The 23683-nt window shown below is 66.4% G+C and carries 22 protein-coding genes; 14 read left to right on the top strand and 8 right to left on the bottom strand.

The annotated features are described in order from the left end of the window. Positions 1 to 10: 10 nt before the first annotated feature. The 4 genes from CR917_RS06395 to dinG all read right to left on the bottom strand — a co-directional run bounded on the left by CR917_RS06395 (position 11) and on the right by dinG (position 6753). The gene (locus tag CR917_RS06395; protein ID WP_054914729.1) at positions 11 to 988 is read right to left on the bottom strand and encodes an OmpA family protein; all 978 of its coding nucleotides are present in this window, start codon (positions 986 to 988) and stop codon (positions 11 to 13) included. A gap of 98 nt (positions 989 to 1086) precedes the next feature. After that, positions 1087 to 2232 carry a serine hydrolase domain-containing protein gene (locus CR917_RS06390; protein ID WP_058540977.1) on the bottom strand — a complete coding sequence of 382 codons (1146 nt, stop codon included), beginning with the start codon at positions 2230 to 2232 and terminating at the stop codon, positions 1087 to 1089. A 108-nt stretch (positions 2233 to 2340) separates the two neighbouring features. Then, complete coding sequence (locus tag CR917_RS06385; RefSeq protein WP_104572036.1) at positions 2341 to 4527, bottom strand: beta-galactosidase; 2187 nt, start codon at positions 4525 to 4527, stop codon at positions 2341 to 2343. Between the two features lie 81 nt (positions 4528 to 4608). After that, positions 4609 to 6753: an ATP-dependent DNA helicase DinG gene (gene dinG / locus CR917_RS06380; RefSeq protein ID WP_043862624.1), complete on the bottom strand. Its 2145-nt coding sequence runs from the start codon at positions 6751 to 6753 to the stop codon at positions 4609 to 4611. A gap of 97 nt (positions 6754 to 6850) precedes the next feature. Here dinG and CR917_RS06375 point away from each other — a divergent pair, with 97 nt between their 5' ends. Next, on the top strand, positions 6851 to 7315 hold the full coding sequence (locus CR917_RS06375) for a CopD family protein (protein WP_043862625.1): 465 nt from the start codon (positions 6851 to 6853) through the stop codon (positions 7313 to 7315). A gap of 87 nt (positions 7316 to 7402) precedes the next feature. Here CR917_RS06375 and CR917_RS06370 read toward each other — a convergent pair whose 3' ends face one another. From CR917_RS06370 to CR917_RS06355, 4 genes are all read right to left on the bottom strand, one after another. Continuing rightward, positions 7403 to 8161, bottom strand: a complete 759-nt coding sequence (locus CR917_RS06370) for a hypothetical protein (protein WP_043862626.1) — start codon at positions 8159 to 8161, stop codon at positions 7403 to 7405. Beyond that, a complete protein-coding gene (locus tag CR917_RS06365; RefSeq protein WP_043862627.1) occupies positions 8154 to 8429 on the bottom strand; it encodes a DUF1145 domain-containing protein in 276 nt (91 codons plus the stop codon). Before CR917_RS06365 ends, CR917_RS06370 begins: the two co-directional genes overlap by 8 nt. Before the next feature lie 111 nt (positions 8430 to 8540). Then, positions 8541 to 9254, bottom strand: a complete 714-nt coding sequence (locus CR917_RS06360) for an OmpA family protein (RefSeq protein ID WP_054914734.1) — start codon at positions 9252 to 9254, stop codon at positions 8541 to 8543. A gap of 90 nt (positions 9255 to 9344) precedes the next feature. Continuing rightward, entirely contained in the window at positions 9345 to 10037 is a 693-nt protein-coding gene (locus tag CR917_RS06355; RefSeq protein ID WP_104572035.1) for an OmpA family protein, read from the bottom strand. A gap of 159 nt (positions 10038 to 10196) precedes the next feature. Between CR917_RS06355 and CR917_RS06350 the strand changes: the two genes are divergently transcribed. The 13 genes from CR917_RS06350 (at position 10197) to CR917_RS06290 (ending at position 23682) form a co-directional block, all read left to right on the top strand. Next, entirely contained in the window at positions 10197 to 10691 is a 495-nt protein-coding gene (locus CR917_RS06350; RefSeq protein ID WP_043862630.1) for a DUF6231 family protein, read from the top strand. Between the two features lie 4 nt (positions 10692 to 10695). Continuing rightward, complete coding sequence (locus CR917_RS06345; RefSeq protein WP_043862631.1) at positions 10696 to 11172, top strand: YchJ family protein; 477 nt, start codon at positions 10696 to 10698, stop codon at positions 11170 to 11172. 2 nt (positions 11173 to 11174) lie between these two features. Then, positions 11175 to 11654, top strand: a complete 480-nt coding sequence (locus CR917_RS06340) for an LEA type 2 family protein (RefSeq protein WP_043862632.1) — start codon at positions 11175 to 11177, stop codon at positions 11652 to 11654. Positions 11655 to 11660: 6 nt separating this feature from the next. After that, on the top strand, positions 11661 to 11867 hold the full coding sequence (locus CR917_RS06335; RefSeq protein WP_078480560.1) for an SEC-C metal-binding domain-containing protein: 207 nt from the start codon (positions 11661 to 11663) through the stop codon (positions 11865 to 11867). Positions 11868 to 11965: 98 nt separating this feature from the next. Next, positions 11966 to 12607, top strand: a complete 642-nt coding sequence (locus CR917_RS06330; protein WP_104572034.1) for a glutathione binding-like protein — start codon at positions 11966 to 11968, stop codon at positions 12605 to 12607. Between the two features lie 116 nt (positions 12608 to 12723). Then, a complete protein-coding gene (locus tag CR917_RS06325) occupies positions 12724 to 15162 on the top strand; it encodes a penicillin acylase family protein (protein ID WP_104572033.1) in 2439 nt (812 codons plus the stop codon). A gap of 176 nt (positions 15163 to 15338) precedes the next feature. Next, the gene (locus CR917_RS06320; RefSeq protein WP_104572032.1) at positions 15339 to 17366 is read left to right on the top strand and encodes a c-type cytochrome; all 2028 of its coding nucleotides are present in this window, start codon (positions 15339 to 15341) and stop codon (positions 17364 to 17366) included. Between the two features lie 108 nt (positions 17367 to 17474). Further along, complete coding sequence (locus CR917_RS06315) at positions 17475 to 18491, top strand: ligase-associated DNA damage response exonuclease (protein WP_104572031.1); 1017 nt, start codon at positions 17475 to 17477, stop codon at positions 18489 to 18491. After that, positions 18488 to 20125, top strand: a complete 1638-nt coding sequence (locus CR917_RS06310) for an ATP-dependent DNA ligase (RefSeq protein ID WP_104572030.1) — start codon at positions 18488 to 18490, stop codon at positions 20123 to 20125. Before CR917_RS06315 ends, CR917_RS06310 begins: the two co-directional genes overlap by 4 nt. A gap of 111 nt (positions 20126 to 20236) precedes the next feature. Continuing rightward, positions 20237 to 21019, top strand: coding sequence for a transporter substrate-binding domain-containing protein (locus tag CR917_RS06305; protein WP_043861953.1), 783 nt, complete (start codon positions 20237 to 20239; stop codon positions 21017 to 21019). A gap of 103 nt (positions 21020 to 21122) precedes the next feature. Beyond that, positions 21123 to 21851: an ABC transporter permease gene (locus CR917_RS06300; RefSeq protein ID WP_104572029.1), complete on the top strand. Its 729-nt coding sequence runs from the start codon at positions 21123 to 21125 to the stop codon at positions 21849 to 21851. Further along, on the top strand, positions 21848 to 22558 hold the full coding sequence (locus CR917_RS06295) for an ABC transporter permease (protein ID WP_043861955.1): 711 nt from the start codon (positions 21848 to 21850) through the stop codon (positions 22556 to 22558). The genes CR917_RS06300 and CR917_RS06295 overlap by 4 nt, the downstream gene beginning before the upstream one ends. 8 nt (positions 22559 to 22566) lie before the next feature. Next, on the top strand, positions 22567 to 23682 hold the full coding sequence (locus CR917_RS06290; RefSeq protein ID WP_054914742.1) for a succinylglutamate desuccinylase/aspartoacylase family protein: 1116 nt from the start codon (positions 22567 to 22569) through the stop codon (positions 23680 to 23682). Position 23683 lies beyond the last annotated feature (1 nt).

Raw genomic sequence — 23683 nt, 5'->3', positions numbered from 1 at the left:
TCCTTGACGATCAGTTGGTCTTCGCAGGGCTGGTGCTGCTGGCAACGACTTTCTTCGCGGCCGGGGCAGCTTTCTTGGCGGCCGGCTTGGCAGCGGCTGCAGCCGGCTTCTTCTTGGCCACCGGCTTGGCGGCCGGGGCTTTTTTCGCAGTGGCTTTCGCCGCTGGTTTGGTGGCGGGCTTGGCAGCGGCCTTGACCGGTGCCTTGACGTCCTGCACGGCAACCAGTTCGGCCGGGCTAGGGGTCGGCTGCTGGTACTTGGCCACCAGCGCCAGCATGGTGTTCTGTGGCGTCAACAGCAGCTCGACGCGGCGGTTCAAGGCGCGGCCCTGCACACTGTCGTTGGCGGCGCGCGGCGCCACCGACCCCATGCCACGCAGCATCAGGCGATCACGCTGCAGGCCGCTGAGGCGGAAAATCGCCGATACCGACTGGGCGCGCTCCTGGCTCAGCTTCTGGTTGGCAGCAGCTGCGCCGCTGCTGTCGGCATGGCCGAGTACCAGCACGGCGGTCTTGGAGTCGGTCTCGATCACCTTGGCCACGCGCGTGATCGGGCCGAGGGTGGCCGGCAACAGCATGGCGGGGCGGTCAGGGTTGTACGAAGAGTCGACCGGCACGGTCACCACCAGCACGTCTTCGCGGCGCTCGAGCTCGAACTTGCTGTCCTTGATCGCTTCGCGCAGCTTGGGCTCGTAGTCGTCGAGCCAGGCCTGGGTGGCCTTGACGTCGATCTTGGGTACCGCCTGGGCCTGGCTCTGGGCCTTGTCGCTGTTTCCGAACGGCCACCACCAGCGGCTGCTGCTTTCAGACTTGGCATCAGCCTGGGCGACCTTCTCGGTGACCACATCCTTCACGTCCTTTTCGGCCACCTTGTCGGAGCCGAAGGGCCACCAGCCATGGCCGCCATCGGCCGAGCCGTTCTGAGGGTGCTGTGCGCAACCGGTCACGGCCAGGCACAGGGCGAGAGCTAAGGTTTTATGTGAAGACATCAGCGATACACCATGAAAATGAAAGAAATTTGACCCGACAGCGCAGGCTGTTGGAATCCAGAATAGACAATGGGTTCCGGTTGCAGGGACTTACCCGATCAAAGGCAGCCGGCCAGCACCCGAACCAGTTTCTGTGCCCGCGGGTCCATCAGGACATACGGGCCCAGGGTATTGGTGACAAAGCCAAAGGCCACGTCGTGTTCCGGATCGGCAAAACCGACCGAGCCGCCGGCCCCCGGGTGCCCGAAAGCCTTGGCGCCCAGCCCGAACGTGGCGTTGGGCACCTGTGGCTGATCAAGCATGCAGCCCAGGCCGAAGCGGGTCTGGGTCAGCAGGGTCATGTCCTGGCCCAGGCTGTGTTCGCGGGTCAGTTCGTCGAGCAGTTCCGATTCCAGCAGGCTGCCGTCCAGCAGCCCGGCATAGAACCCGGCCAGGCTGCGTGCGTTGCCGTGGCCGTTGGCCGCCGGTTGCTGCATGCGTCGCCACTCAGGCTTGTTGGTACTGGTCAGGATGGCTGGCGGGTTGGTGAAGGCGCGGGTGGACAACGCCTCGGGCTCACGCATCGTCACCTGCAGCAGCCGCTTGGCTGCCTCGTCACCCGGGTTGCCTTTGCCCCGGGCGATGTGCGCGACACGGTAGAACTCTTCATCGTCCAGTCCCACATGGAAATCCAGCCCCAGGGGCCTGGCGGTGCGCGCCACGATCGACTCGCCCGGGCCGCGGCCGTCGGCGCGGCGAATCAGCTCGCCCAGCAGCCAGCCGTAGGTGATCGCGGCGTAGCCGTGGGCGGTGCCGGGGGTCCACCAGGGGGATTCGGCGGCCAGGGTGTCGACCATGGTCTGCCAGTCGTACAGGGCTTCGGCGGGCAGCAACTGGCGGATCGCCGGCAGGCCGGCCTGGTGGCACAGCAGTTGGCGCAGGGTTACCGAGCTCTTGCCGGCCTGGGCAAATTCTGGCCAGTAGCGAGCGACCGGTGCATCCAGCGCCAGCTTGCCTTCGGCCACCAGTTGCAGGGCGGTGACGGCGGTGAAGGTTTTTGTGCAGGAGAACAGGTTGGCGATGGTATCGCTGTGCCAGGCTTGCTGGCCGTCCTTGTCGGCGGTGCCGGCCCACAGGTCGAGGACCGTTTCGCCACCGACCTGGATGCACAGTGCGGCGCCGCGTTCCTGGGGATCATCGAAAAGTGCTGCGAAGGCTTCGCGTACCGCCTCGAACTGGAGTTCGTAATGACCTTGAATCTGCACCCGTAATTACCCCGCCGTACTGCGCCACAAAATGGCTGGCATTGTTCCAGCACTGGAGGTTTTTGGGAACACCGCAAAGCCAGGCGGTCCCCTTGCGCTCTCAGGTGCCTACCGTGCCGGCATCACCAGCAGCTTGTTCAGTTGCTCCACCACCCCAAGATTGCTCTTGCGCACACTCTCCACAAACCCCTGAAACGGCACGTCGGTAATCCCCACCAAGCCGAAATGCCCATTCTCGCCATCGAGCAAACGCCCGCTGGCCGGCTGATCCAGGTACTGGAACCAGTGCACCCCCACAATCGAAGGCTCCTTCAAGGCCGCCTTGACGAAGTTCGCATAGGCCGGCCCACGGTCCTCCTCACGCGCCACTTCCATCGGCCCCGGCCCGAACGGCCCACGATCACGCGAGCCAAACTGGAACTCCGACACCAGCACCGGCTTGTCCAGCGCATTGAGCTGGGCAAAGTCGTAGCCATCCTGCGGCGTGGGTGCATACACATTGAAGCTCACCACATCACAGTACTTGGCACACGCCGCCACCGCTTCAGGCGTACTGACCGCAAACCGCCCACCCAGCAGCAGGTGATTGGGCGCATGCCATTTCAGCGAGTCGGAGATGGTCTTGAAGTAGGTCTCGGCAAACACCCGCTGGAAATACTTGAAGTCGGCCTCGATTTCCGGGTGCGCGGGGTCGGGCAGCGGCGGCTCGAAACCCGGGTCCTCCATCAGTTCCCACGCCGTCAGTTCGATGCCCCACGCCTTGGACAGGCCTTCCTGGTTGCGGTACTTGTCGCGCAGCTGCTTGAGAAAGGCACGCTTGGCCGGCGAGTCGGTGGTCAGGCGCAAGGTGCCATAGGCCAGCGCATAACGCTGCTTCGGTTCATTACCCGGCACCGCCCAGGCCAGCTCGTTGTCGGCGAAATAGCCAATCAGCCACGGATCGTCGCGATGGTCGCGCGCGGCAATCGCCACAGCACGTTCGGTGGCCATGGCAAAGCGCGGGTCGAACGGGTCGGGCATCGCACCCCACCAGTCCACCCCCGTGCTGATGCTGGTGTAGTCGCCGCCGATGGACAACGGCAGGGTGTAGGCCAGGCGTTCGCTCTGCAGGCCGTTGTCGCTCCAGTTGCCCAGGGTGTTGAAACCCCAGGCCTGCAGGCGATCCAGGCTCTGGCCCTGCCAGCGCGCCTGGTCGAACGTCGGCGTGGCGTGGCCACGGCCCAGGTTGGCGGCGTAGAAGTCGAACCAGCGCCCCTTGCCGAAACCGCGCCCCTGGGAAGAACCGTTGCCGTCCAGGTTGTCGCCCTGGCCGTAGTACTGCGCCAGCGGGGTCTGCGCCTCGGGCAAGGCGGTGAACATCGACTCGCGCCCTTCCACGTAGGTGCGCCCGCCATCGGCCGCCACGGCATTGACCCCCAGCGAGTAGAACGGATGCCCCAGCGGCGTGACCAGAAACCAGCGACCCTCACGCTTTTCGGTGCGAAAGAACCCCTTGGCCTCGAATGCCTCAGCGCCAAGCAGGCCGCCGAACGTGTCCAGCTTGAGCTTGCTGCGCTCGTCCAGCCAGCCCTTGAGCTGCTGCTGCTCGCGCTGGGCAGCCGCCTTGAGCTGGTCGTCACTGCTGATCTTTTCGGGCCAGCGACCACGGGTGGACTGCCCATAACCGTCGATGAGGCCGGCATAGGCGGCCTTTTGCAGCACGTCGTCGTCCTGCACGCCAAAGCGCTCGATCAGCAGGCTCTGCGCCACCTTGGGCCTGGGCATCGACAGCGTGACCGATACCACCTGCTTGAGGTCGGCCTTGCCCTCGCTGCTGGTCAGCAGCACCCGCTGGCCCTGATGACGGAAGGGCATCGGCGGGCCGACACGCATGCCCTGGGTCAGCGGCGAGCTGGCGGTCAGCGGTACCATCACGGTCTGTGCCGGGCCGGCCGGCAGGTCGATGCGGCTGGTGAGGGTACTGCCGTCGCTGCTGAGCACCGTCACGTCGACGCTCAGCGCCCAGTCCATGGCGCTCTGCATGCGCAAGGTCAGCGCGGTAGCGCCCGTCCAGTCCCACACCCCGGTCTGCGGGCTAAGGCGCAGGCTCGGGCGCTCCACGGGGTTGAACACCACGCGCCGCAGTACCTCGCCCTCGGCTGTCTGCTCCGCGTTGTACTGCGGCAGGCTGGCATCTTCGGTCACCACATTGACCACCGCGGCCGGGCGAACGAAGTTGAACAGCGTCTGTTGCCCGGCCAGCAGCGGCGAGCTGAACAACAGTGCAATCACGGCAGGCAGGGTACGGCGCAACATAGGGCTGGAGTTCTCCTTGATGGCCCTTGCGGGCCTTGATCTGTGCAATAGACAACGGGGCACTGCAAAGCGCTGTGCCGCTCAGGAAATTTCCCGGCGAAACGGCGGCAGCGCATTGAGGATAGCCTTGCCGTAGCGCTGGGTGACCACGCGCCGGTCAAGCAGGGTGATGGTGCCGCGGTCCTGTTCGGTACGCAGCAGGCGCCCGCAGGCCTGGATCAGGCGCAGCGAGGCATCCGGCACGGCGATCTCCATGAACGGGTTGCCGCCACGGGCCTCGATCCACTCGGCCAGGGCCGCCTCGACCGGGTCGTCCGGCACCGCGAAGGGAATCTTGGCAATGACCACGTGCTCGCAATACGCACCCGGCAGGTCGACCCCTTCGGCAAAGCTGGCCAGACCGAACAGCACGCTGGAGTCCCCGCCGTCGACGCGCGCCTTGTGCTTGTTGAGGGTTTCCTGCTTGGACAGGTTGCCCTGGATGAACACCTGCTTGCGCCAGTCGCGATCCAGGCCGTCGAACACGTCCTGCATCTGCTTGCGCGACGAGAACAGCACCAGCGAGCCACGCGAGCCTTCCACCAGCTCGGGCAGGTCGCGGATGATCGCGGCGGTATGCGCCGGAGCATCGCGCGGGTCGGCGCGCAGGTCCGGCACGCGCAGCACGCCCGCATCCACGTGGTGGAACGGGCTGGGCACCACCGCCGTGACGGCCAGCTTGGGCAGCCCGGCGCGCATGCGAAAGCGATCGAACTTGCCCAGCGCGGTCAGGGTGGCCGAGGTCACCAGGGCGCCATGGGCGACGTTCCACAGGTTGCGGCGCAGCATCTCGGCCGCCAGGATCGGGCTGGCGTTGACCTCGATATCGAACAGCGCACCGCTTTCGGCCAGGGTCAGCCAGCGCGCCATCGGCGGGCTGTCTTCCGGGTCTTCGGCGGTAAAGGCGGTCCACAGCTCCCAGTTGCCCTGGGCACGGGTCTGCAGGCTGCCGAACAACGGGTACCACTCCTCGGCCTGGTGGCTGGGGATGCCGATGCTGACTTCGGCGTCCATGCCTTCCTTGAGCAGGTCGGTGAGTCGGGTGAACAGGTCGGTCAGGCGCGAAAAGCCCTTTTTCAGTTCGATGCCCATCTCGCGCATGTGCTCGGGCACCACGCCGCCGACGAAGCGATAGCGCGGGCGTTCGCGGCCTTCCATGTCTTCGCCCGGGCGAAACTCCGCCACCTGCTCGCAGGCGCTGAACATGAACTGCTGCTGGGCCTTGATCTCGCGGGCCAGTTCCGGCACCTGCTCGATGTACTTGCCCAGGTCGCCCGGCAGCGGGTTCTGCGCCAGCAGCTTGGCCAGGTTCTTGGCGGTCTGCTCGAGCCAGTCGGCGGTCGAGCGCAGGCGGGTGTAATGGGCGAAATGGCCGATGGCCTTGTCCGGCAGGTGATGGCCTTCGTCGAACACGTAGATGGTGTCGCGCGGGTCGGGCAGCACGGCGCCGCCGCCCAGGGCCAGGTCGGCCAGCACCATGTCGTGGTTGGTGACGATCACGTCGACCTTGCCCATGCCCTCGCGGGCCTTGTAGAAGGTGCACTGCCCGAAGTTGGGGCAGTGGCGGCCGGTGCACTGGCTGTGGTCGGTGGTCAGGCGCGACCAGTCCTGGTCTTCCAGGGCCTGTGGCCAGCTGTCGCGGTCGCCGTCCCATTTGTTGCCGGCCAGCTTCTCGATCATGCTGGTGAACAGCTTCTGACTGGCCTCGTCCACCTCGATGCGAAAGCCCTCCTCCTCGAACAGCTGCGCGGTGGCGGTCTGGGCGTGGCCTTCCTGCAGCAGCAGGTCGAGCTTGGACAGGCACAGGTAGCGACCACGCCCCTTGGCCAGGGCGAAGCTGAAGTTCAGGCCGCTGTTGCGCATCAGGTCCGGCAGGTCCTTGAACACGATCTGTTCCTGCAGGGCCACGGTGGCGGTGGCGATCACCAGGCGCTTGCCAGCAGCCTTGGCCGCGGGAATCGAGGCCAGGCTGTAGGCCACCGTCTTGCCGGTACCGGTGCCGGCCTCGACCGCGACCACGGCGGGCTCGCCGCTGCGGCGGCCTTCGTCGTCCACGGCGATGTCGCCCAGCACCTTGGCCACTTCGGCGATCATCAGACGCTGGCCGTAGCGGGGCTTGAGGCTCTTGGCTTCGAGAAAACGCGAATAGGCGCCCTGAATCTGGGATTTGAGTTCGTTGCTGATCATGGTGTCGGGGCGCCCGGAGGGCTGGATAAATTTTCAGTGTTTCGAATGGGTCGCTATCATACCCCGCTATTGCCCCTTGCGCCGAATGGAGTTCCCGATGACCGCCTTTGCCATCCCCTACAGCCTGCATTTGCTGGCCGCCCTGATCTGGGTGGGCGGCATGTTCTTCGCCTGGCTGATCCTGCGCCCGGCCATGGTGGCCGCGCTTGACGGCCCTTCACGGCTGACGCTGTGGGTAGAAGTGTTTCAACGTTTTTTCGTGTGGGTCTGGGTGGCGGTCGCGGTGCTGGCGATCACCGGCGTTGGCATGATGCACATGCGCTTCTCGGGGTTCGAGACTGCGCCACGTTATGTGCAGGTGATGATTGGCGCAGGGATTGCGATGTTTGCGCTGTTTCTGAGAATCCAGGCGCTGCTGCTGCCAGAGTTGCGCAAGGCGGTGAAGGCGCAGGACTGGCCCGCCGGGGCCGCAGTGCTCGGGCGCATTCGGCGCCTGGTGGGGATCAATCTGCTGCTGGGTATTGCGGTGGTGCTGGTGGCATCGAGCCGGCTGCTGGTGTGAGGTGACCGCTTCGCCAGCAAGGCGGGCTCCTGCAAAGGCCACGTTTGCCTGCAGGAGCCGACCTGGCCGGCGAAGCGGCCCTGAAGATCAGAGGCGCTGAAGAATCAGCTCCCCGTCAGCCCCGGCCGCCCCCGGTTGCCCGGGCTGCCCGGGTCTTCCCGTCGCCCCTGCATCGGTGCGGTACACCAGGCAACCCTTGCTGGCCCCGCCTGCGCCCGGCTTGCCCGGCGCACCTGCCAGCCCCGGCGCACCGCCGTCGAGCCTGACCTTGATCTGCTCGGCCGGGAAGCTGGCCGGCAGTGCCAGGCGCACCCGGCCTCCGGGCGCCCCGTCATGGCCATCGCCACCGTTGTCGCCATTGGCGCCACGGCTGGCCTGGCCCCAGGTGCAACCACCCGCCTTGCCGTTGCCACCATCGAGCCCCACATACCCCGGTGCCCCCGCGCCGCCACGGGCGTCGATGGCCAGTTCTGAAGCCTCCAGCGCCTGAATGCGCAAGCTCAGGTCACGTCCGGGCCTGGCGACCCGCTCATAGGTACCCGGCGCACCGTGGGCAGCAATCTCACTGCCCTGGCCCAACTGCGCCTGGGCCACTTCCATGCTCAGCGCATGCTCGGCCGGCACGATGGCAATGCGCGCCTGGTTGCCCAGGTGCAGCTCATCCACCTTCAATTCCACCAGGCTCGCCGGCAGCACCAGGGTGGCCGAATCCGCCACCTCCAGGCGCTGCAGGTGCACCACGCTGGCCTTGTTCGGCAGGCGCAGCACCGAGTGCGCCGCCACGCTGATTGCATCGGCCAGGGCCAACGGGCTGAACAGTGCTGCCAACAACACGACCTTACGCATGACCAGCCTCCTGGCGCGGGGCCGGTATCGATTGGATATGAAAGATGCCGACCAGCAGAATCTGCAAACGGTCGAACCAGCGATGGCTGCGCTCACGCAACCGTCCGTTGAACATCAGCACCTCGAGCACGTGCAGCACCAGCAGCATGGCCCCCGCGAGGTTGATCAGCTGGTGGAACGGCTTGTCTGCCGGCATCAGCAGATTCACCAGTACCACCCACCAGAACACTACCGTCAGGGCCTTGCCCAGCCCCCACAACGCCTTCATACCCGCGCCCCTTGTTGTTGCGTTTTCTTGTTTGGCGGCCCGCTTACGCGACACAGGCACTGCACGCCACATTACCGGCTGGCACCCTCCGGATGCCAGCCCCGCTGTCGATCAATTGAGGTGCAATTCGACCCGGCGATTCTGCGCGCGGCCCGCGTCGGTTTCGTTGTCGGCAATCGGCTCGCGCTCGCCACGCCCCTGGCTGGTGATTTTCTGCGGTGCCAGGCCCTGGCTGATCAGGTACTCGGCCACGCTGCTGGCACGCCGCTCGGACAACGCCTGGTTGTAGGCATCGCTGCCACGGCTGTCGGTGTGTCCGATCACCTTGATGCTGGCCACGCTCGGGTCATTGAGCTTGCCGGTCAGGGTACGCAACTGCTGCTGGGCGGCCGGGGTGAGTTCGGCCGAGTCGTAGGCGAACATCACGCTGCCCTGGTCGTTGAGGGTGATCACCTCGGGCTCAGGCGCCGGGGCCTTCTCGCTCGGCGGGTATTGGGGCAACGGGCAACCGTTGTGGCTCACCGGGGTGTTGGGCGGGGTATCGGGGCAGCGGTCGCGGCGGTCGAACACGCCATCGCCGTCTTCGTCACCGTCCTGGGCAAAGCAGATCAGGCCACCGGCGATGGCACCCAGCGCCGCGCCGCCACCGGCCCAGGCAGAGCTTTCGATGGCGCCCAGGCCGCCACCCACGGCGCCGCCCAGCAGGCTGCATAGGGGCCAGGTTCTTTGGTTCAACGGGGCGCTGCCATCGCTGTGGGTGGCGCAACCGGACAGCAGGCTGGCGACCACGAGCACGGGCAGCGCAGCCTTGGTGATTACATTCATGGGGAATGCTCCTGTGTCACCGGCCAGTACCGGTCACACAGGAGTAAAGACGCGCCCGCGACACTTCACAAGCCGCGGGGCGCAAGGGCTTCAGCGATCGATGCGAATTTCCACGCGGCGGTTCATCGCGCGTCCGTCGGCGGTGTTATTGTCTGCCACCGGCTGGGTTTCACCGGCACCCTGCACCGAAACGCAACTGCTGCGCGCAATGCCGCTCTCGACCAGGTAGTCGGTCACCGAATGGGCGCGGCGCTCCGAGAGTTTCTGGTTGTAGGCATCGCTGCCGCGGCTGTCGGTGTGCCCGGTGACGCTCAGGCGTGCGCTCGGGGCTTCGGCCTTGAGGCGCGTGGCGATCTTGTCCAGGCGCAGTTTGTCGGCCGTGGTGAGCCTGGCCGAGTCGAACTCGAACAGCACATCGCGGATCACGATGACCTCTTCCTTGACCACCACGACTTCCTCGACCACCGCGACCGGCTCCGGCGGGCAGCCGTTGGCATCGACCTGAACGCCACGCGGGGTGCCCGGGCACTTGTCACGGCTGTCCGGTACGCCATCACCGTCTTCGTCGCCGTCGCCATGGGCCCAGCAGTAACCGGCCGCCAGACCGCCGCCGAGCAGCGCGCCCCAGCCGGCCCAGCTGGAGCTTTCGATGGCGCCCAGGGCGGCACCGCCAACGCCCCCGACGGCGGCACACTTCGGCCAGTCGGTTTTTTGCAAACCTGCACAACCAGTCAATACGCTGGTTAGCAGAACCAGAGGCAATGCTGTGCGAACTATGCTCATTTTGTCGCGTCTCCTAGGGGGAATCGGTGCAAAACCGATGCTCTGGGAGTAAAGACCGGTGATTCCATCTGCGCCAGCAATAAGCCATGGCGCTTTGCGCGTGCCTCTATGCCTTGCGTCCCGGGCCGGCTAGTCTTGACGCATTACCGAGGAGCTTCGATGACTGACCGTTTTTCTTCGCGCACGCCCCAGCAGGCCCTCGCCGCCCTGCTGGAGCACCATGCCCCGCAACGCCTGTTGCTGGTGGGCACGTCGTTTCCGGCACTGGAGGCCTTCGCCGCCGCGCACCCGCAGGCGCAGATCGCCGTGGCCCGCCCCGGCGCGCTGCCGGCCGAGCTTGCCGCGCAGCGTTTCGACCTGGCGGTGCTGGTGGACTGCCTGGAACACCTGAGCAACCAGCAGGGCCTGCAACTGCTCGGCGGCATTCGCAACCTCAACGCCAGCCGCGTGGCGGTGCTGGTCGACCTTGCGGCCAGCGGCTGGCGCGACACCGACTTCTACGCACTGGCGCTGCAGGACAGCGAGCGTTTTCAACGTGACGAGCAGGTATTGAACCTGTTCACCTATGATCTACGTGACTACAAACAGGTACCCGACTGGCTCAACGCCAAGTTCTGGGCCAACCCGCAAAATTTTGGAAAGTACTGGTGGTGATGCAATGAGTGTCTCGGTTTGCCCGTGCGGCAGCGGTAACCTGCTCGATGCCTGCTGCGGGCATTATCATGCCGGCCACCCGGCGCCCGATGCACAGACGCTGATGCGCTCGCGCTACAGCGCCTATGTGCTGGGGCTGGTGGATTACCTGATCAAGACCACCCTGCCGGTGCAGCAGGCCGGGCTGGATCGCGCCGGCATTGCCGCCTGGAGCGCGCAAAGCACCTGGCTGGGCCTGGAGGTCGAGAGCGCCGAGGTGTTCGGCGGCCAGCCCGATCACGCGTTCGTCACCTTCACGGCGCGCTGGCACGACAACGACGGCGAGCACAGCCACCGCGAGCGCTCGGCCTTCGTGCACAACGGCGGGCACTGGTACTTCATCGACCCCACGGTGGGCCTCAAGGCCGGGCGCAACGACGCCTGCCCATGCGCCAGCGGGCAGAAGTTCAAGAAGTGCTGCGCCAGCTACATGAGCCATTAGTCATGACCACCTGCGCCCGTCGGCTGCTCATCGGCCTGCTGCTGATGAATCTGGCGGGCTGCGCCAGCTGGTGGGGCGGCAGCTACCAGGACCCCGGCGTGCACCTGGTGCGGGTCGAGACAGTAAAGGCGCGGCTGATGCAGCAGGAGTTCATCCTGCACTTTCGCATCGACAATCCCAACGACAGCACCCTGCAGGTGCGCAACCTGCATTACGCGGTGTACCTGGCCGACCTGTTGCTGGTCGAAGGCGACCACGGCCAGTGGTTTCGGGTGGACGCGCACAGTCGGCGCACCATCCAGGTACCGGTGCGTACCAACCTGTGGCGCCAGCTCAAGCCCATCGCCAAGCTGCTCAAGCGCCCCGATCAGGCCATCCCCTATCGCCTGGAGGGTGAGCTGAGCACCGGATTATTCTTTGCCCACGACCTGCACTTGTTGCGCAAGGGTGAGATAATTCCCGCCGATCTCATTCCGGAGTAACCCTCGATGACCCAGCAACCCCACGTTCATGGCCCCGACTGCAATCACGATCATGACCATCACGCGCATGATCATGACCACGGCCATGTGCATGGCCCGCACTGCAACCATGCCCCTCAGGAACCTGCGCGCAATGCCCTGAAGGACGTTGGCCGCAACGACCCTTGCCCATGCGGCAACGGCAAGAAGTTCAAGAAGTGCCACGGGGCCTGATGCCTCCCCTGTGGGAGCGGGCCTGACCCGCTCCCACACACGCTGCGCCTCGACATCAAGCACAGTTCCAGCAGACGACCATCAAACGGAGCGTGACCATGATCGACCTGTATTACTGGACCACCCCCAACGGCCACAAGATCACCCTGTTTCTCGAAGAGACCGGCCTGCCCTACACCCTTCACCCGATCAACATCGGCAAGGGCGAGCAATTTGCCGAAGACTTTCTGAAAATCGCCCCCAACAACCGCATCCCGGCCATCGTCGACCACGACACCGCCGACGGCCAGCCGCTGTCGCTGTTCGAGTCCGGGGCCATCCTGCTCTACCTCGCCGAAAAAACCGGGCAGTTCATTCCCAAGGACCTGCGCGGCCGCCAGGAAGCCCTGCAATGGCTGTTCTGGCAAATGGGCGGCCTGGGCCCGATGGCCGGGCAGAACCACCACTTCAACCGCTTCGCCCCCGAAAAGATCCCCTACGCCATCAAGCGCTACGTGGACGAAACCGCGCGCCTGTACGGGGTACTGAACAAGCGCCTGGCCGACCGACCATTCGTCGCCGGCAACGACTACAGCATCGCCGACATGGCGATCTACCCGTGGATCGTTTCGCACACCTGGCAGCAGCAGAACCTGGACGACTTCCCGGCCCTCAAAGGCTGGTTCCAGCGCATCCAGGCACGCCCCGCCACACAGCGCGCCTACGCCCTGGTCAAGCAGATCAACCCGCCGCCAGCCTGAACCACGACAAGGCCGCGCGGTACTTTGAAAATAAAGCCCGCGCCCCCGCTTGCATGGCGTGATCGCGCTCACTAACGTAGCGCCTTTTAGCGCCATCCCCTGCAGGAGCCTTGCCCATGGCCTCGCCAGCCCTTTCCCCCGTTCTACCCCGGTTCGGCGTCGCCGCGACCCTGCTCGGGCTGCTCAGCCTGGGCGGTTGCCAACTGGGCAACCATCAGGACAGCGTCATCCCCACCAGCGGCGTGCAACCGCTCAAGGGGCTGGCACAGAACGTCTCGGTGCGGCGCAACGCCCTGGGCATGCCGCTGATCGAGAGCAGCAGCTTCCACGATGCGCTGTTCACCCTGGGCTATGTGCACGCCGGCGATCGCATCGGGCAGATGGTCGGCATGCGTCTGCTGGCCCAGGGGCGCCTGGCCGAGATGGCCGGCCCGGATGCGCTGGAGGTCGACCGCTTCATGCGCGCGGTCAACCTGAAAAAGAACGCCAACGACCTCTACGCCGACGCCTCGCCGCGCCTCAAGCGCTTCTTCGAGGTGTACGCACGCGGGGTCAACGCCTACCTGTTCCGCTACCGCGACCGCCTGCCGGCCCCGCTGGCCCAGAGCGGCTACCGCCCCGAGTACTGGAAGCCTGAAGATTCGGCGCTGATCTTCAGCCTGTACAGCTTCAGCCAGTCGGTGAACCTGCAGGAAGAAATCGCCGCACTGACCCTGGCGCAGAAAGTCGGTGCCGACACACTGCCGTGGCTGCTGCCCAGCTACCCGGACGAACCGCTGGCCATGGCCGAAGCCGACAAGCTCAAGGGCTTGAACCCGGGCAGCCAGCTGCCGGGCCTGGCCACACTGAACAAGGTCAGCGAGCAACTGGCCGCGCTCAACCTGCTGGGCACCCCGGCGTCGAGCAACTGGGCCATCGCCCCGCAGCGCAGCCGCAGCGGCCGCAGCCTGCTGGCCAGCGACAGCCAGGGCGCCTGGGCCTTGAGCCCGGTGCAGGTACGTACCACCAAATACCAGGCCGCCGGCTTCAGCCTGGCCGGCCTGCCGTTCGTGCTGTCCGGCTTCAACGGCAAGCTGGCCTGGAGCAGCAGCGCGGCAATGGGCGACAACCAGGACCTGTACCTGGAAAAACTCAAGCGCGAAGGCAACCGCGTGCTCTATGAAGTCGACGGCCGCTGGCAGCCGGTGCAGGCGCGCAACGAGACCTACTTCGTCAAGGGCCAGCGCCCGCAACGCGAAACCCTGTACGAAACCCGCCACGGCGCCCTGCTGACCGGCACCCAGGGCAGCCTCGGCCTGGCCCTGAAGATGCCCGAACTCAAGGGCGACAAGAGCCTTGATGCGTTCTTCGACCTGTCGCGGGCACAGAGCGTCGAACGTGCCTTCGACGCCAGCCGCGAAATCGGCGCCGCCGCGCTGAACCTGGTGTTCGCCGACGCCGCCAACGTGGGCTGGCAGGTTACCGGCCGCTACCCCAACCGCCGCGAAGGCCAGGGCCTGCTGCCCTCCCCAGGTGCCGACGGGCGCTATGACTGGGATGGCTACGCCGACGCCATGCTCCACCCCTACGACCAGGACCCGCCGCAAGGCTGGCTGGGCAATGCCAACCAGCGCAGCATTCCCAAGGGCTATGGCCTGCAACTGTCCAACAGCTGGTACTACCCCGAGCGTGCCGAACGCCTGGCGCATCTGGCCGGCAACGGCAAGCACGACAGCCGCAGCCTGATCGCCATGCAGTACGACCAGACCACCCTGTTCGCCGCCAAGCTCAAGGCCATGTTCGAAGCACCCGGCATGGCCCAGCCGCTCAAGCAGGCCATCGACGCCCTGCCCGCCGAGCAGAAGGCCCGCGCCCGCGAGGCCTACACCCGGCTGATGGCGTTCGACGGGCGCCTGAGCCCGCAATCGGCGGATGCCGCGGTGTACGAGCTGTTCCTGCAGCAAAGCGCCCGGCAGATCTTCCTCGATGAACTGGGGCCTGAAACCAGCCCGAGCTGGCAAGCCTTCGTCGCCAATGCGCGGCTGTCGTACTCGGCCCAGGCCGATCACCTGCTGGGCCGCGACGACAGCCCGTTCTGGGACGACCGCAACAGCCCGGACAAGCAGGACAAGCCGACGATCCTGGCCCGCAGCCTGGCCGCGGCCATCAGCGCCGGCGAAGCGCAGATGGGCACCGACCGCCGGGCCTGGCAATGGGGCAAGCTGCACCAGTACCACTGGCCCGTCAGCGCACCCTATGGCCTGGGCGACACGCTCAAGCGCGGCCCGCTGGCCACCGGCGGCGACCACACCACACTCAACGCCTCGGCCTATGCCTGGGGCCAGGACTTCAACGCCCGCCTGATGCCATCGATGCGCATGGTGGTCGACTTCGGCCTGGCCGAGCCGCTGCAGGGGGTGAGCAGCAGCGGGCAGTCGGGCAACCCGGCCAGCGCGCATTTCGCCGACGGCCTGGATGCCTGGTTCAAGGGCAGCTACGTGACCTTCCCGATGCAGCCGCAGAACTTCGAACGCGCCTACGGCAGCAAGCGCCTGACCCTGGTGCCCGGCAAGTAACCCCTTCGGCTCGCCGTCGCCCTGGCGGCGAGCCCCCTTCTCACCCCGCGCTGATCCATATCAAAGTGCCACCCTCGTCCATCGGCTATAACCGGGTTTGTCTGATGACCCTATAAAAACGATTGCGGATACGTGCCTACAGGACCACCTGCGGCCGCATCCAAAGGACGATTGCGATGGCTTCTCTTGTATCGCGTCTGGCCATGCTTGGCTCGACGCTGCTGTTTGCGTACCCCGCCTCTGCCAGTGAGCCGCCCCCGGCAACGGCAGTCGAACGCGGCGCCTACATTGCCCGTCTGGGCGACTGCGTGGCCTGCCACACTGCCAAGGGCGGCGAGTTGATGGCCGGCGGCCTCGAACTGACCACGCCGATGGGCACCATCTACTCCAGCAACATCACCCCCGACAAGGTCACCGGCATCGGCCGCTATACCTTCGAGCAGTTCGACCGTGCCATGCGCGAAGGGGTGAACGCGGCCGGCACCAACCTGTACCCGGCCATGCCCTACCCCTCCTACGCGAAAATGACCGAAGGCGACATGCGCGACCTGTACGCCTACCTGATGGAGGACGTGAAGCCGGTCAACCAGCCCAACCTGGAAGCGGACATGAAGTTTCCGTTCAGCCAGCGCTGGGGCCTGTCGCTGTGGAACCTGGTGTTTCTCGACAAGCAACCCTTCGTGGCCGACCCGGCCCGCAGCGACGAGCTCAACCGCGGCGCCTACCTGGTACAGGGCCTGGGCCACTGCGGCGCCTGCCATACCCCGCGCGGCGTGGCCTTCCAGGAAAAGGCCATGGACGACGCCGGCAGCGCCGGCCAGCACTTCCTGGCCGGCGAGACCGTGGAGCACTGGCGCGCCCTGAGCCTGCGCAACCTGTGGACGGTGGACGACACCGTGCAGTTGCTCAAGACCGGGCAGAACCGCTTTGCCACGGTGTCGGGCAACATGGCCGAGGTGATCTCCCACAGTACCCAGCACTTCACCGACGCCGACCTCACCGCCATCGCGCGCTACCTCAAGTCGTTGCCACCGGGCAAGGACGACCTGCCGATGCCGATGGTGGAACGAACCCCTGCCCCAGCGCCGGACAACCTGTTCACCAGCCGCGGCGGGCTGGGCTACACGCAGTTCTGCAGCGACTGCCACCGCCCGGACGGCGCCGGCGTGGCGGGCATGTTCCCGCCACTGGCGCACAACCCCAGCGTGGCCTCGGCCAACCCGACCTCGCTGCTGCACATCACGCTGACCGGCTGGCAGACCGCCGAAACCGTCGCCCACCCGCGGGTGTACACCATGCCCGGGTTCTCGCGCCTGACCGACACCGAGATCGCCGAGATCCTCACGTTCGTGCGCAGCAGCTGGGGCAACGACGGCTCGGCGATCAGCGCAGCGCAGGTGGCCAAGCTGCGCCAGCAGCTCAAGCCCCAGGATCGCGACGCCTCGACCTTCGAGACCCCGCGCCTGGCCGACCTGCTGGCGGCCAGCAATGCCGATCAGGTGGTGCGCGGCATGCGCCTGCACCTGCAGACCCGTGACCTGCTGCCCGACAACGTCGGCAACGCGCTCAACTGCACCAGTTGCCACCTGAACGCCGGCACCGTGGCCGACGGTTCGCCGTTCGTCGGGGTATCGGCCTTCTTCCCCGGCTATGCGCCACGGGCGGGCAAGGTGATCACCCTGGAGGAGCGCATCAACGGCTGCTTCCGGCGCTCGATGAGCGGCTCGCCGCTGCCACCGCAAGGGGCCGACATGCAGGCGATGGTGGCGTACTTCGAGTGGATGAAGAACAACACCAAGCCCGAGGACAAGGTGCCAGGGCGCGGCGTAGGCAAGGTCGACCCGTCGATCAAGCCCGACCTGGACAACGGCAAGCAGGTGTATGCCCAGCAGTGCGCGGTGTGCCATGGCAACGACGGCGAAGGCCTGACCCGCGCCGACGGCACCTGGATCTTCCCGCCGCTGTGGGGCGAGCAGTCGTTCAACATCGGTGCCGGCATGGCGCGCACCTACACCGCGGCCGCCTTCGTCAAACGCAACATGCCGATCGGCATGCACGAGAAGTTCCCGCTCGGCCAGGGCGGCCTGTCCGACCAGGACGCGGTGGACGTGGCGGCCTGGTTCTCCAGCCAGCCACGCCCGGACTTCCCCGACAAGGTCAAGGACTGGCCCAACGGCGGGCGCCCGGTAGACGCGCGCTACTGAAGCAGCCCCCCTGCAGCGTCGCCGGCAGCACGCCGGCGACGCTTTCGGATCGAACTTCACCGGCCCGGCCGCGCTCCTAGGTTAAACCCCCAGCGCAGCGGCCTTGGCATGGAACTGGTGATTGCACGACCCGAAGGATTGTATTGCCCACCCGGGGATTTCTACATCGACCCGTGGCGCCCCGTTGAACGTGCGGTGATCACCCACGGCCATGGCGACCACGCCCGCAACGGCAACCGCCACTACCTCACCGCCAGCCCCGGCGCGGGCATCCTGCGCAGCCGCCTGGGCGCCGACATCAACCTGCAGACCCTCGACTACGGCCAGCGCCTGGACCACGGCGGGGTGACCCTGAGCTTGCACCCGGCCGGCCATGTGCTGGGCTCGGCCCAGGTGCGCCTGGAGTATCGCGGCGAGGTGTGGGTGGCGTCCGGCGACTACAAGGTCGAACCCGATGGCACCTGCGCACCGTTCGAACCGGTGCGCTGCCACACCTTCATCACCGAGTCGACCTTCGGCCTGCCGATCTACCGCTGGGAGCCCCAGCAGCAGATCTTCGACCAGATCAATGCGTGGTGGCGCGAGAACATCACACTGGGCAAGGCCAGCGTGCTGTTCTGCTATTCGTTCGGCAAGGCGCAGCGCATCCTGCATGGCCTGGACCCGAGCCTGGGGCCGATCCTGGTGCATGGCGCGGTCGAGCCGCTGAACCGGGTATACCGCGAAGCGGGTGTCGCCCTGCCCGCCACGCTGCATGCCAGCGAGATGGACAAGCACGACCCACGCATGCGTCAGGCGCTGATCCTGGCCCCGCCCTCGGCGGCCGGCAGCAGCTGGATGCGCCGCTTCGGCGACTACAGCGACGCCTTCGCCAGCGGCTGGATGCGCCTGCGCGGCACCCGGCGCCGGCGCGGGGTGGACCGCGGCTTCGTGCTCTCCGACCACGCCGACTGGCCCGGCCTGCTGTGGGCCATCGAACAGACCGGGGCGCAGCGGGTGATGGTGACCCACGGCTCGGTGGCCGTGCTGGTGCGCTACCTGTGCGAGCGCGGGCTGGATGCCCAGGCGTTCGTCACCGAATACGGTGACGAGGATGAAGGCGCCCCGACCGAGGCCAGCGCATGAAGGCCTTCGCCGAACTCTACGGCCAGCTCGACGCCACCACCTCGAGCAACGCCAAGCGCGATGCACTGGTGCGCTACTTCGCCAGCGCCAGCCCCGCAGACGCCGCCTGGGCGGTGTACTTCCTGGCCGGCGGGCGGCCGCGCCAGCTGGTACCCACACGGCTGCTGCGCGAGCTGGCAATCAGCCTGTCGGGTTTGCCCGACTGGTTGTTCGAGGAGAGCTACCAGGCCGTGGGCGACCTGGCCGAGACCTTTTCGCTGCTGCTGCCCGAAGCCGCCCACAGCAGCGACGCGGGCCTGGCCTACTGGGTCGAGGATTGCCTGCTGCCGCTGCGCGGACTGCCGCCCGAAACCCTGGCGCAGCGCCTGCCGCCCCTGTGGGCACAGCTCGACCGGCAGAGCCTGCTGGTGTGCCTGAAGCTGGTCACCGGCAGCTTTCGCGTCGGCGTGTCGAAGCTGCTGGTCACCCGCGCCCTGGCGCAACTGGCCGACATCGACAGCAAGCGCGTGGCTCAGCGCCTGGTGGGCTACACCGACCTGTCGCACCGCCCCACGGCCCAGGGCTACCTCAAGCTGATCGCGGCCGAGTCCGAAGACGAACATGCCCAGCGCGGCGGCCAGCCGTACCCGTTCTTTCTGGCCCATGCGCTGCAACAGCCGGTGGACCAGTTCGACGCCCTGCTCGGCCCGCCCCAGGCCTGGCAGGCGGAATGGAAGTGGGACGGCATCCGTGCGCAGGCGGTCAAGCGCGAGGGCCAGTTGTGGGTGTGGTCACGCGGCGAGGAGCTGCTGACCGAGCGCTTCCCCGAACTGCAGGCGCTGGCCGCCGTGCTGCCCGATGGCTGCGTGGTGGACGGCGAGATCGTGGTGTGGCGCGACGGCGTGCAACCCTTCGCCCTGCTGCAGCAGCGCATCGGGCGCAAGACCCTGGGCAAGAAGATCCTGGCCGATGCGCCAGTGGTGCTGTTGGGCTACGACCTGCTCGAATGGCAGGGCGCCGACTGGCGCAGCCGCCCGCAGGCCGAGCGCCGGGCGCAGCTGGAGGCGCTGGTTCAGACCACTGCGCACCCGGCGCTGCGCCTGTCGCCGGTGCTGCAGGGCGACACCTGGGCCGAGCTTGCCGCCCAGCGCGAGGCATCGCGCAGCCTGGGGGTCGAGGGCCTGATGCTCAAGGCCCGCGACGCCCTGTACGGGGTGGGCCGCACCAAGGACATGGGGGTGTGGTGGAAGTGGAAAATCGACCCGTTCAGCGTGGACGCGGTGCTGATCTATGCCCAGCGCGGACATGGCCGGCGCGCCAGCCTGTACAGCGACTACACCTTTGCGGTGTGGGACGCCCCCGCCGGCAGCCCGCAGCGCAGCCTTGTGCCCTTTGCCAAGGCGTACTCGGGGCTCAGCGACGAAGAGATGCGCAAGGTTGATGCAATCATCCGCAAGACCACCGTGGAAACCTTCGGGCCGGTACGCAGCGTGACCCCGACGCTGGTGTTCGAACTCGGCTTCGAGGGCATCGCACTGTCCAAGCGCCACAAGAGCGGGATTGCCGTGCGCTTCCCGCGGATGCTGCGCTGGCGCCTGGACAAACCGGTGGACGAAGCGGACGACCTGGCCACGTTGCAGTCGCTGCTGGGGTAAGCGAAACGCAGCAATTGGGACTATGGTGCGGAAATTGCTGTGAGCTTGATGTCGAGCGGCCAGCGGTAACGCTGCGCAGCCACCCATCATTTGCGCTTGAAGGACCACACCATGAAAAAAGCTCTGCTGACGCTGTCTGCTCTGGCGCTGTGCCTGGCTGCGGGCAACACCCTGGCCAAGGACTACAAGGAACTGCGCTTCGGCGTCGATCCCTCCTACGCCCCTTTCGAGTCCAAGGCCGCCGACGGCAGCCTGGTGGGCTTCGACATCGACCTGGGCAACGCGATCTGCGCCGAGCTCAAGGTCAAGTGCAGGTGGGTCGAGAGCGACTTCGACGGCATGGTTCCGGGCCTCAAGGCCAACAAGTTCGACGGCGTGATCTCGTCCATGACGGTGACCCCGGCGCGGGAGAAGGTCATCGACTTCTCCGACGAGCTGTTCTCCGGGCCTACCGCGCTGGTGTTCAAAAAAGGTGCAGGCATGAGCGCCGACCCGGCCTCGCTCAAGGGCAAGACCGTCGGCTACGAGCAGGGCACCATCCAGGAAGCCTATGCCAAGGCCGTACTGGACAAGGCCGGGGTCAAGACCCAGGCCTACCAGAACCAGGACCAGGTGTATGCCGACCTGATTTCGGGACGCCTGGACGCCTCGATCCAGGACATGCTGCAGGCCGAACTGGGCTTTCTGAAATCGCCACAGGGCGCGGGCTACGAAGTGAGCCAACCGGTGGACAGCGAATTGCTGCCGTCGAAGACGGCGGTGGGCATTAAGAAAGGTAACAGCGAGCTGAAGGCCCTGCTGAACAAAGGTATCAAAGCGTTACACGATGATGGCACCTATGCCGACATCCAGAAGAAGCACTTTGGTGATCTGAACCTGTACAGCGGCAAGTAGGGCCGGCCTCTTCGCCGGCAAGGCCGGCTCCTACACGGGTTCGCGGTGCGTGCAAGAGCTGACGCACCGCGTACCCAAGGTCCCACCCGCACAGGCTCGCTCCATGCTTGACGACCTCCTGCAACACCTGGGCCTTGGCGCCTTCAGCCTCAGGGGCTTCGGCCCGCTGCTGCTGCAAGGCACCTGGATGACCCTGCAACTGTCCTTCATGTCGCTGCTGGTCAGCGTCGGCCTGGGCCTGCTCGGCGCCAGCGCCAAGCTCTCCGCGCTGGCGCTGCTACGCATCCCCGCGCAGCTCTACACCACGCTGATCCGCGGGGTGCCCGACCTGGTGCTGATGCTGTTGATCTTCTACAGCCTGCAGACCGGGCTCACCAGCCTGACCGACGCCATGGAGTGGGACTACATCGAGATCAACCCCTTCGCTGCCGGGGTCATCACCCTGGGCTTCATCTACGGTGCCTATTTCACCGAGACCTTTCGCGGCGCGATCCTCGCGGTGCCGCGCGGCCAGGTCGAAGCGGCCACCGCCTATGGCCTCAAGCGCTTTCAGCGGTTTCGCTTCGTGGTGTTCCCGCAGATGATGCGCTTCGCCCTGCCGGGCATCGGCAACAACTGGATGGTGATGCTCAAGGCCACCGCGCTGGTGTCGATCATCGGCCTGGCCGACCTGGTCAAGGCCGCCCAGGATGCCGGCAAGAGCAGCTACCAGCTGTTCTACTTTCTGGTGGTGGCGGCCTTCATCTACCTGCTCATCACCAGCGCCTCGAACGTGGCCCTGCGCTGGCTCGAACGGCGCTACAACGTCGGCACCCGGGAGGCACTGCGATGATCGAGCTGCTGCAGGAATACTGGCGCGCGTTCCTCTATACCGACGGCACCCACATCACCGGGCTGGCGATGACGATGTGGCTGCTCAGCGCCTCGCTGCTGATCGGCTTCGTGGTGTCGATCCCGCTGTCGATCGCACGGGTGTCACGGCGCCTGTGGGTGCGCTGGCCAGTGCAGTTCTACACCTACCTGTTTCGCGGCACGCCGCTGTATATCCAGCTGCTGATCTGCTACACCGGCATCTACAGCCTGGAGGTGGTGCGCGGGCAACCGCTGCTCGACAGCTTCTTTCGCGACGCCATGAACTGCACCATCCTGGCCTTTGCCCTGAACACCTGCGCCTACACCACCGAGATCTTCGCCGGCGCCATCCGCAGCATGCACCACGGTGAAGTCGAGGCAGCCAGGGCCTACGGCCTGCGCGGCTGGAAACTTTATGCTTATATCATCATGCCGTCCGCGTTGCGCCGCTCGCTGCCGTACTACAGCAATGAGGTGATCCTGATGCTGCACTCGACCACCGTGGCCTTCACCGCCACCGTGCCGGACATCCTCAAGGTCGCCCGCGACGCCAACTCGGCCACCTTTCTGACCTTTCAGTCGTTCGGTACGGCCGCCATCATCTACCTGTGCGTGACCTTCGCACTGGTGGGCCTGTTCCGCCTGGCCGAACGACGCTGGCTGGCCTTCCTCGGCCCCGCACACTAGGACCGTTCATGCACCACAAGACCCACGACATCCTGGCCCCGGTGCCGGGGATTTGCCGCCAGATCCACAGCTTCCACTTCGGCCCGCGCGGTGCCGGCAAGGTCTATATCCAGGCTTCGCTGCATGCCGACGAGCTGCCCGGCATGCTGGTGGCCTGGCACCTCAAGCAACGCCTGGGCGAATTGCAGAGCCAGGGCCGCCTGCGCCACGAGATCGTGCTGGTGCCCATCGCCAACCCGGTGGGCCTGGAACAGGTGCTGATGGACGTGCCCCTGGGGCGTTTCGAGCTGCAGAGCGGCGAGAACTTCAACCGCCACTTCGTCGACCTGAGCGACACCATCGGTGACCAGATCGAGGCGCACCTGACCCAGGACCCGCGGCACAACGTCGAGCTGATTCGCGAGTGCATGCGCCGGGCGCTGGACGCGCAGCCCGCCGCCACCCCGCTGCAATCCCAGCGCCTGGTACTGCAACGCCTGGCCTGCGATGCCGACATGGTGCTGGACCTGCACTGCGACTTCGAGGCCGTCGCGCACCTGTACACCACCCCGGAAGCCTGGCCCCGGGTCGAGGCGCTGTCGCGCTATCTCGGGGCCCAGGCCAGCCTGCTGGCCACCGATTCGGGCGGGCAGTCGTTCGATGAGTGTTTCACCCTGGTGTGGTGGCAGCTGCAGCAACGCTTTGCCAAGCAGTTCCCCATCCCCCAGGGCAGCTTTTCGGTGACGGTGGAGCTGCGCGGTCAGGGCGATGTGAGCCACCCGCTGGCCAGCACCGACTGCGAGGCGATCCTGAACTACCTGACCCGTTTCGGTGCCATCGAAGGCGAAGCCGCCCCCTTGCCGCCCCTGCCCTACCCGGCCACACCGCTGGCGGCGGTCGAACCGGTGGCCACGCCGCTGGGCGGCCTGCTGGTGTTTCATGTCACCCCGGGCCAGCCGGTGCAGGCCGGGCAACTGATCGCCGAGGTGATCGACCCGCTCAGCGACCGCGTGACCCCGGTATACAACCAGCAGGCCGGGCTGCTGTATGCCCGCTCGCTGCGACGCATGGCCACCGCTGGCATGGTGATTGCGCATGTGGCGGGCAACCAGCCGTACCGCAGCGGCTACCTGTTATCGCCATGAG

The sequence above is a fragment of the Pseudomonas sp. BRM28 genome, assembly GCF_002939405.1.
GTDB classification, from domain to species: domain Bacteria; phylum Pseudomonadota; class Gammaproteobacteria; order Pseudomonadales; family Pseudomonadaceae; genus Aquipseudomonas; species Aquipseudomonas palmensis.
This window is presented reverse-complemented; position numbering and strand designations above follow the sequence as displayed.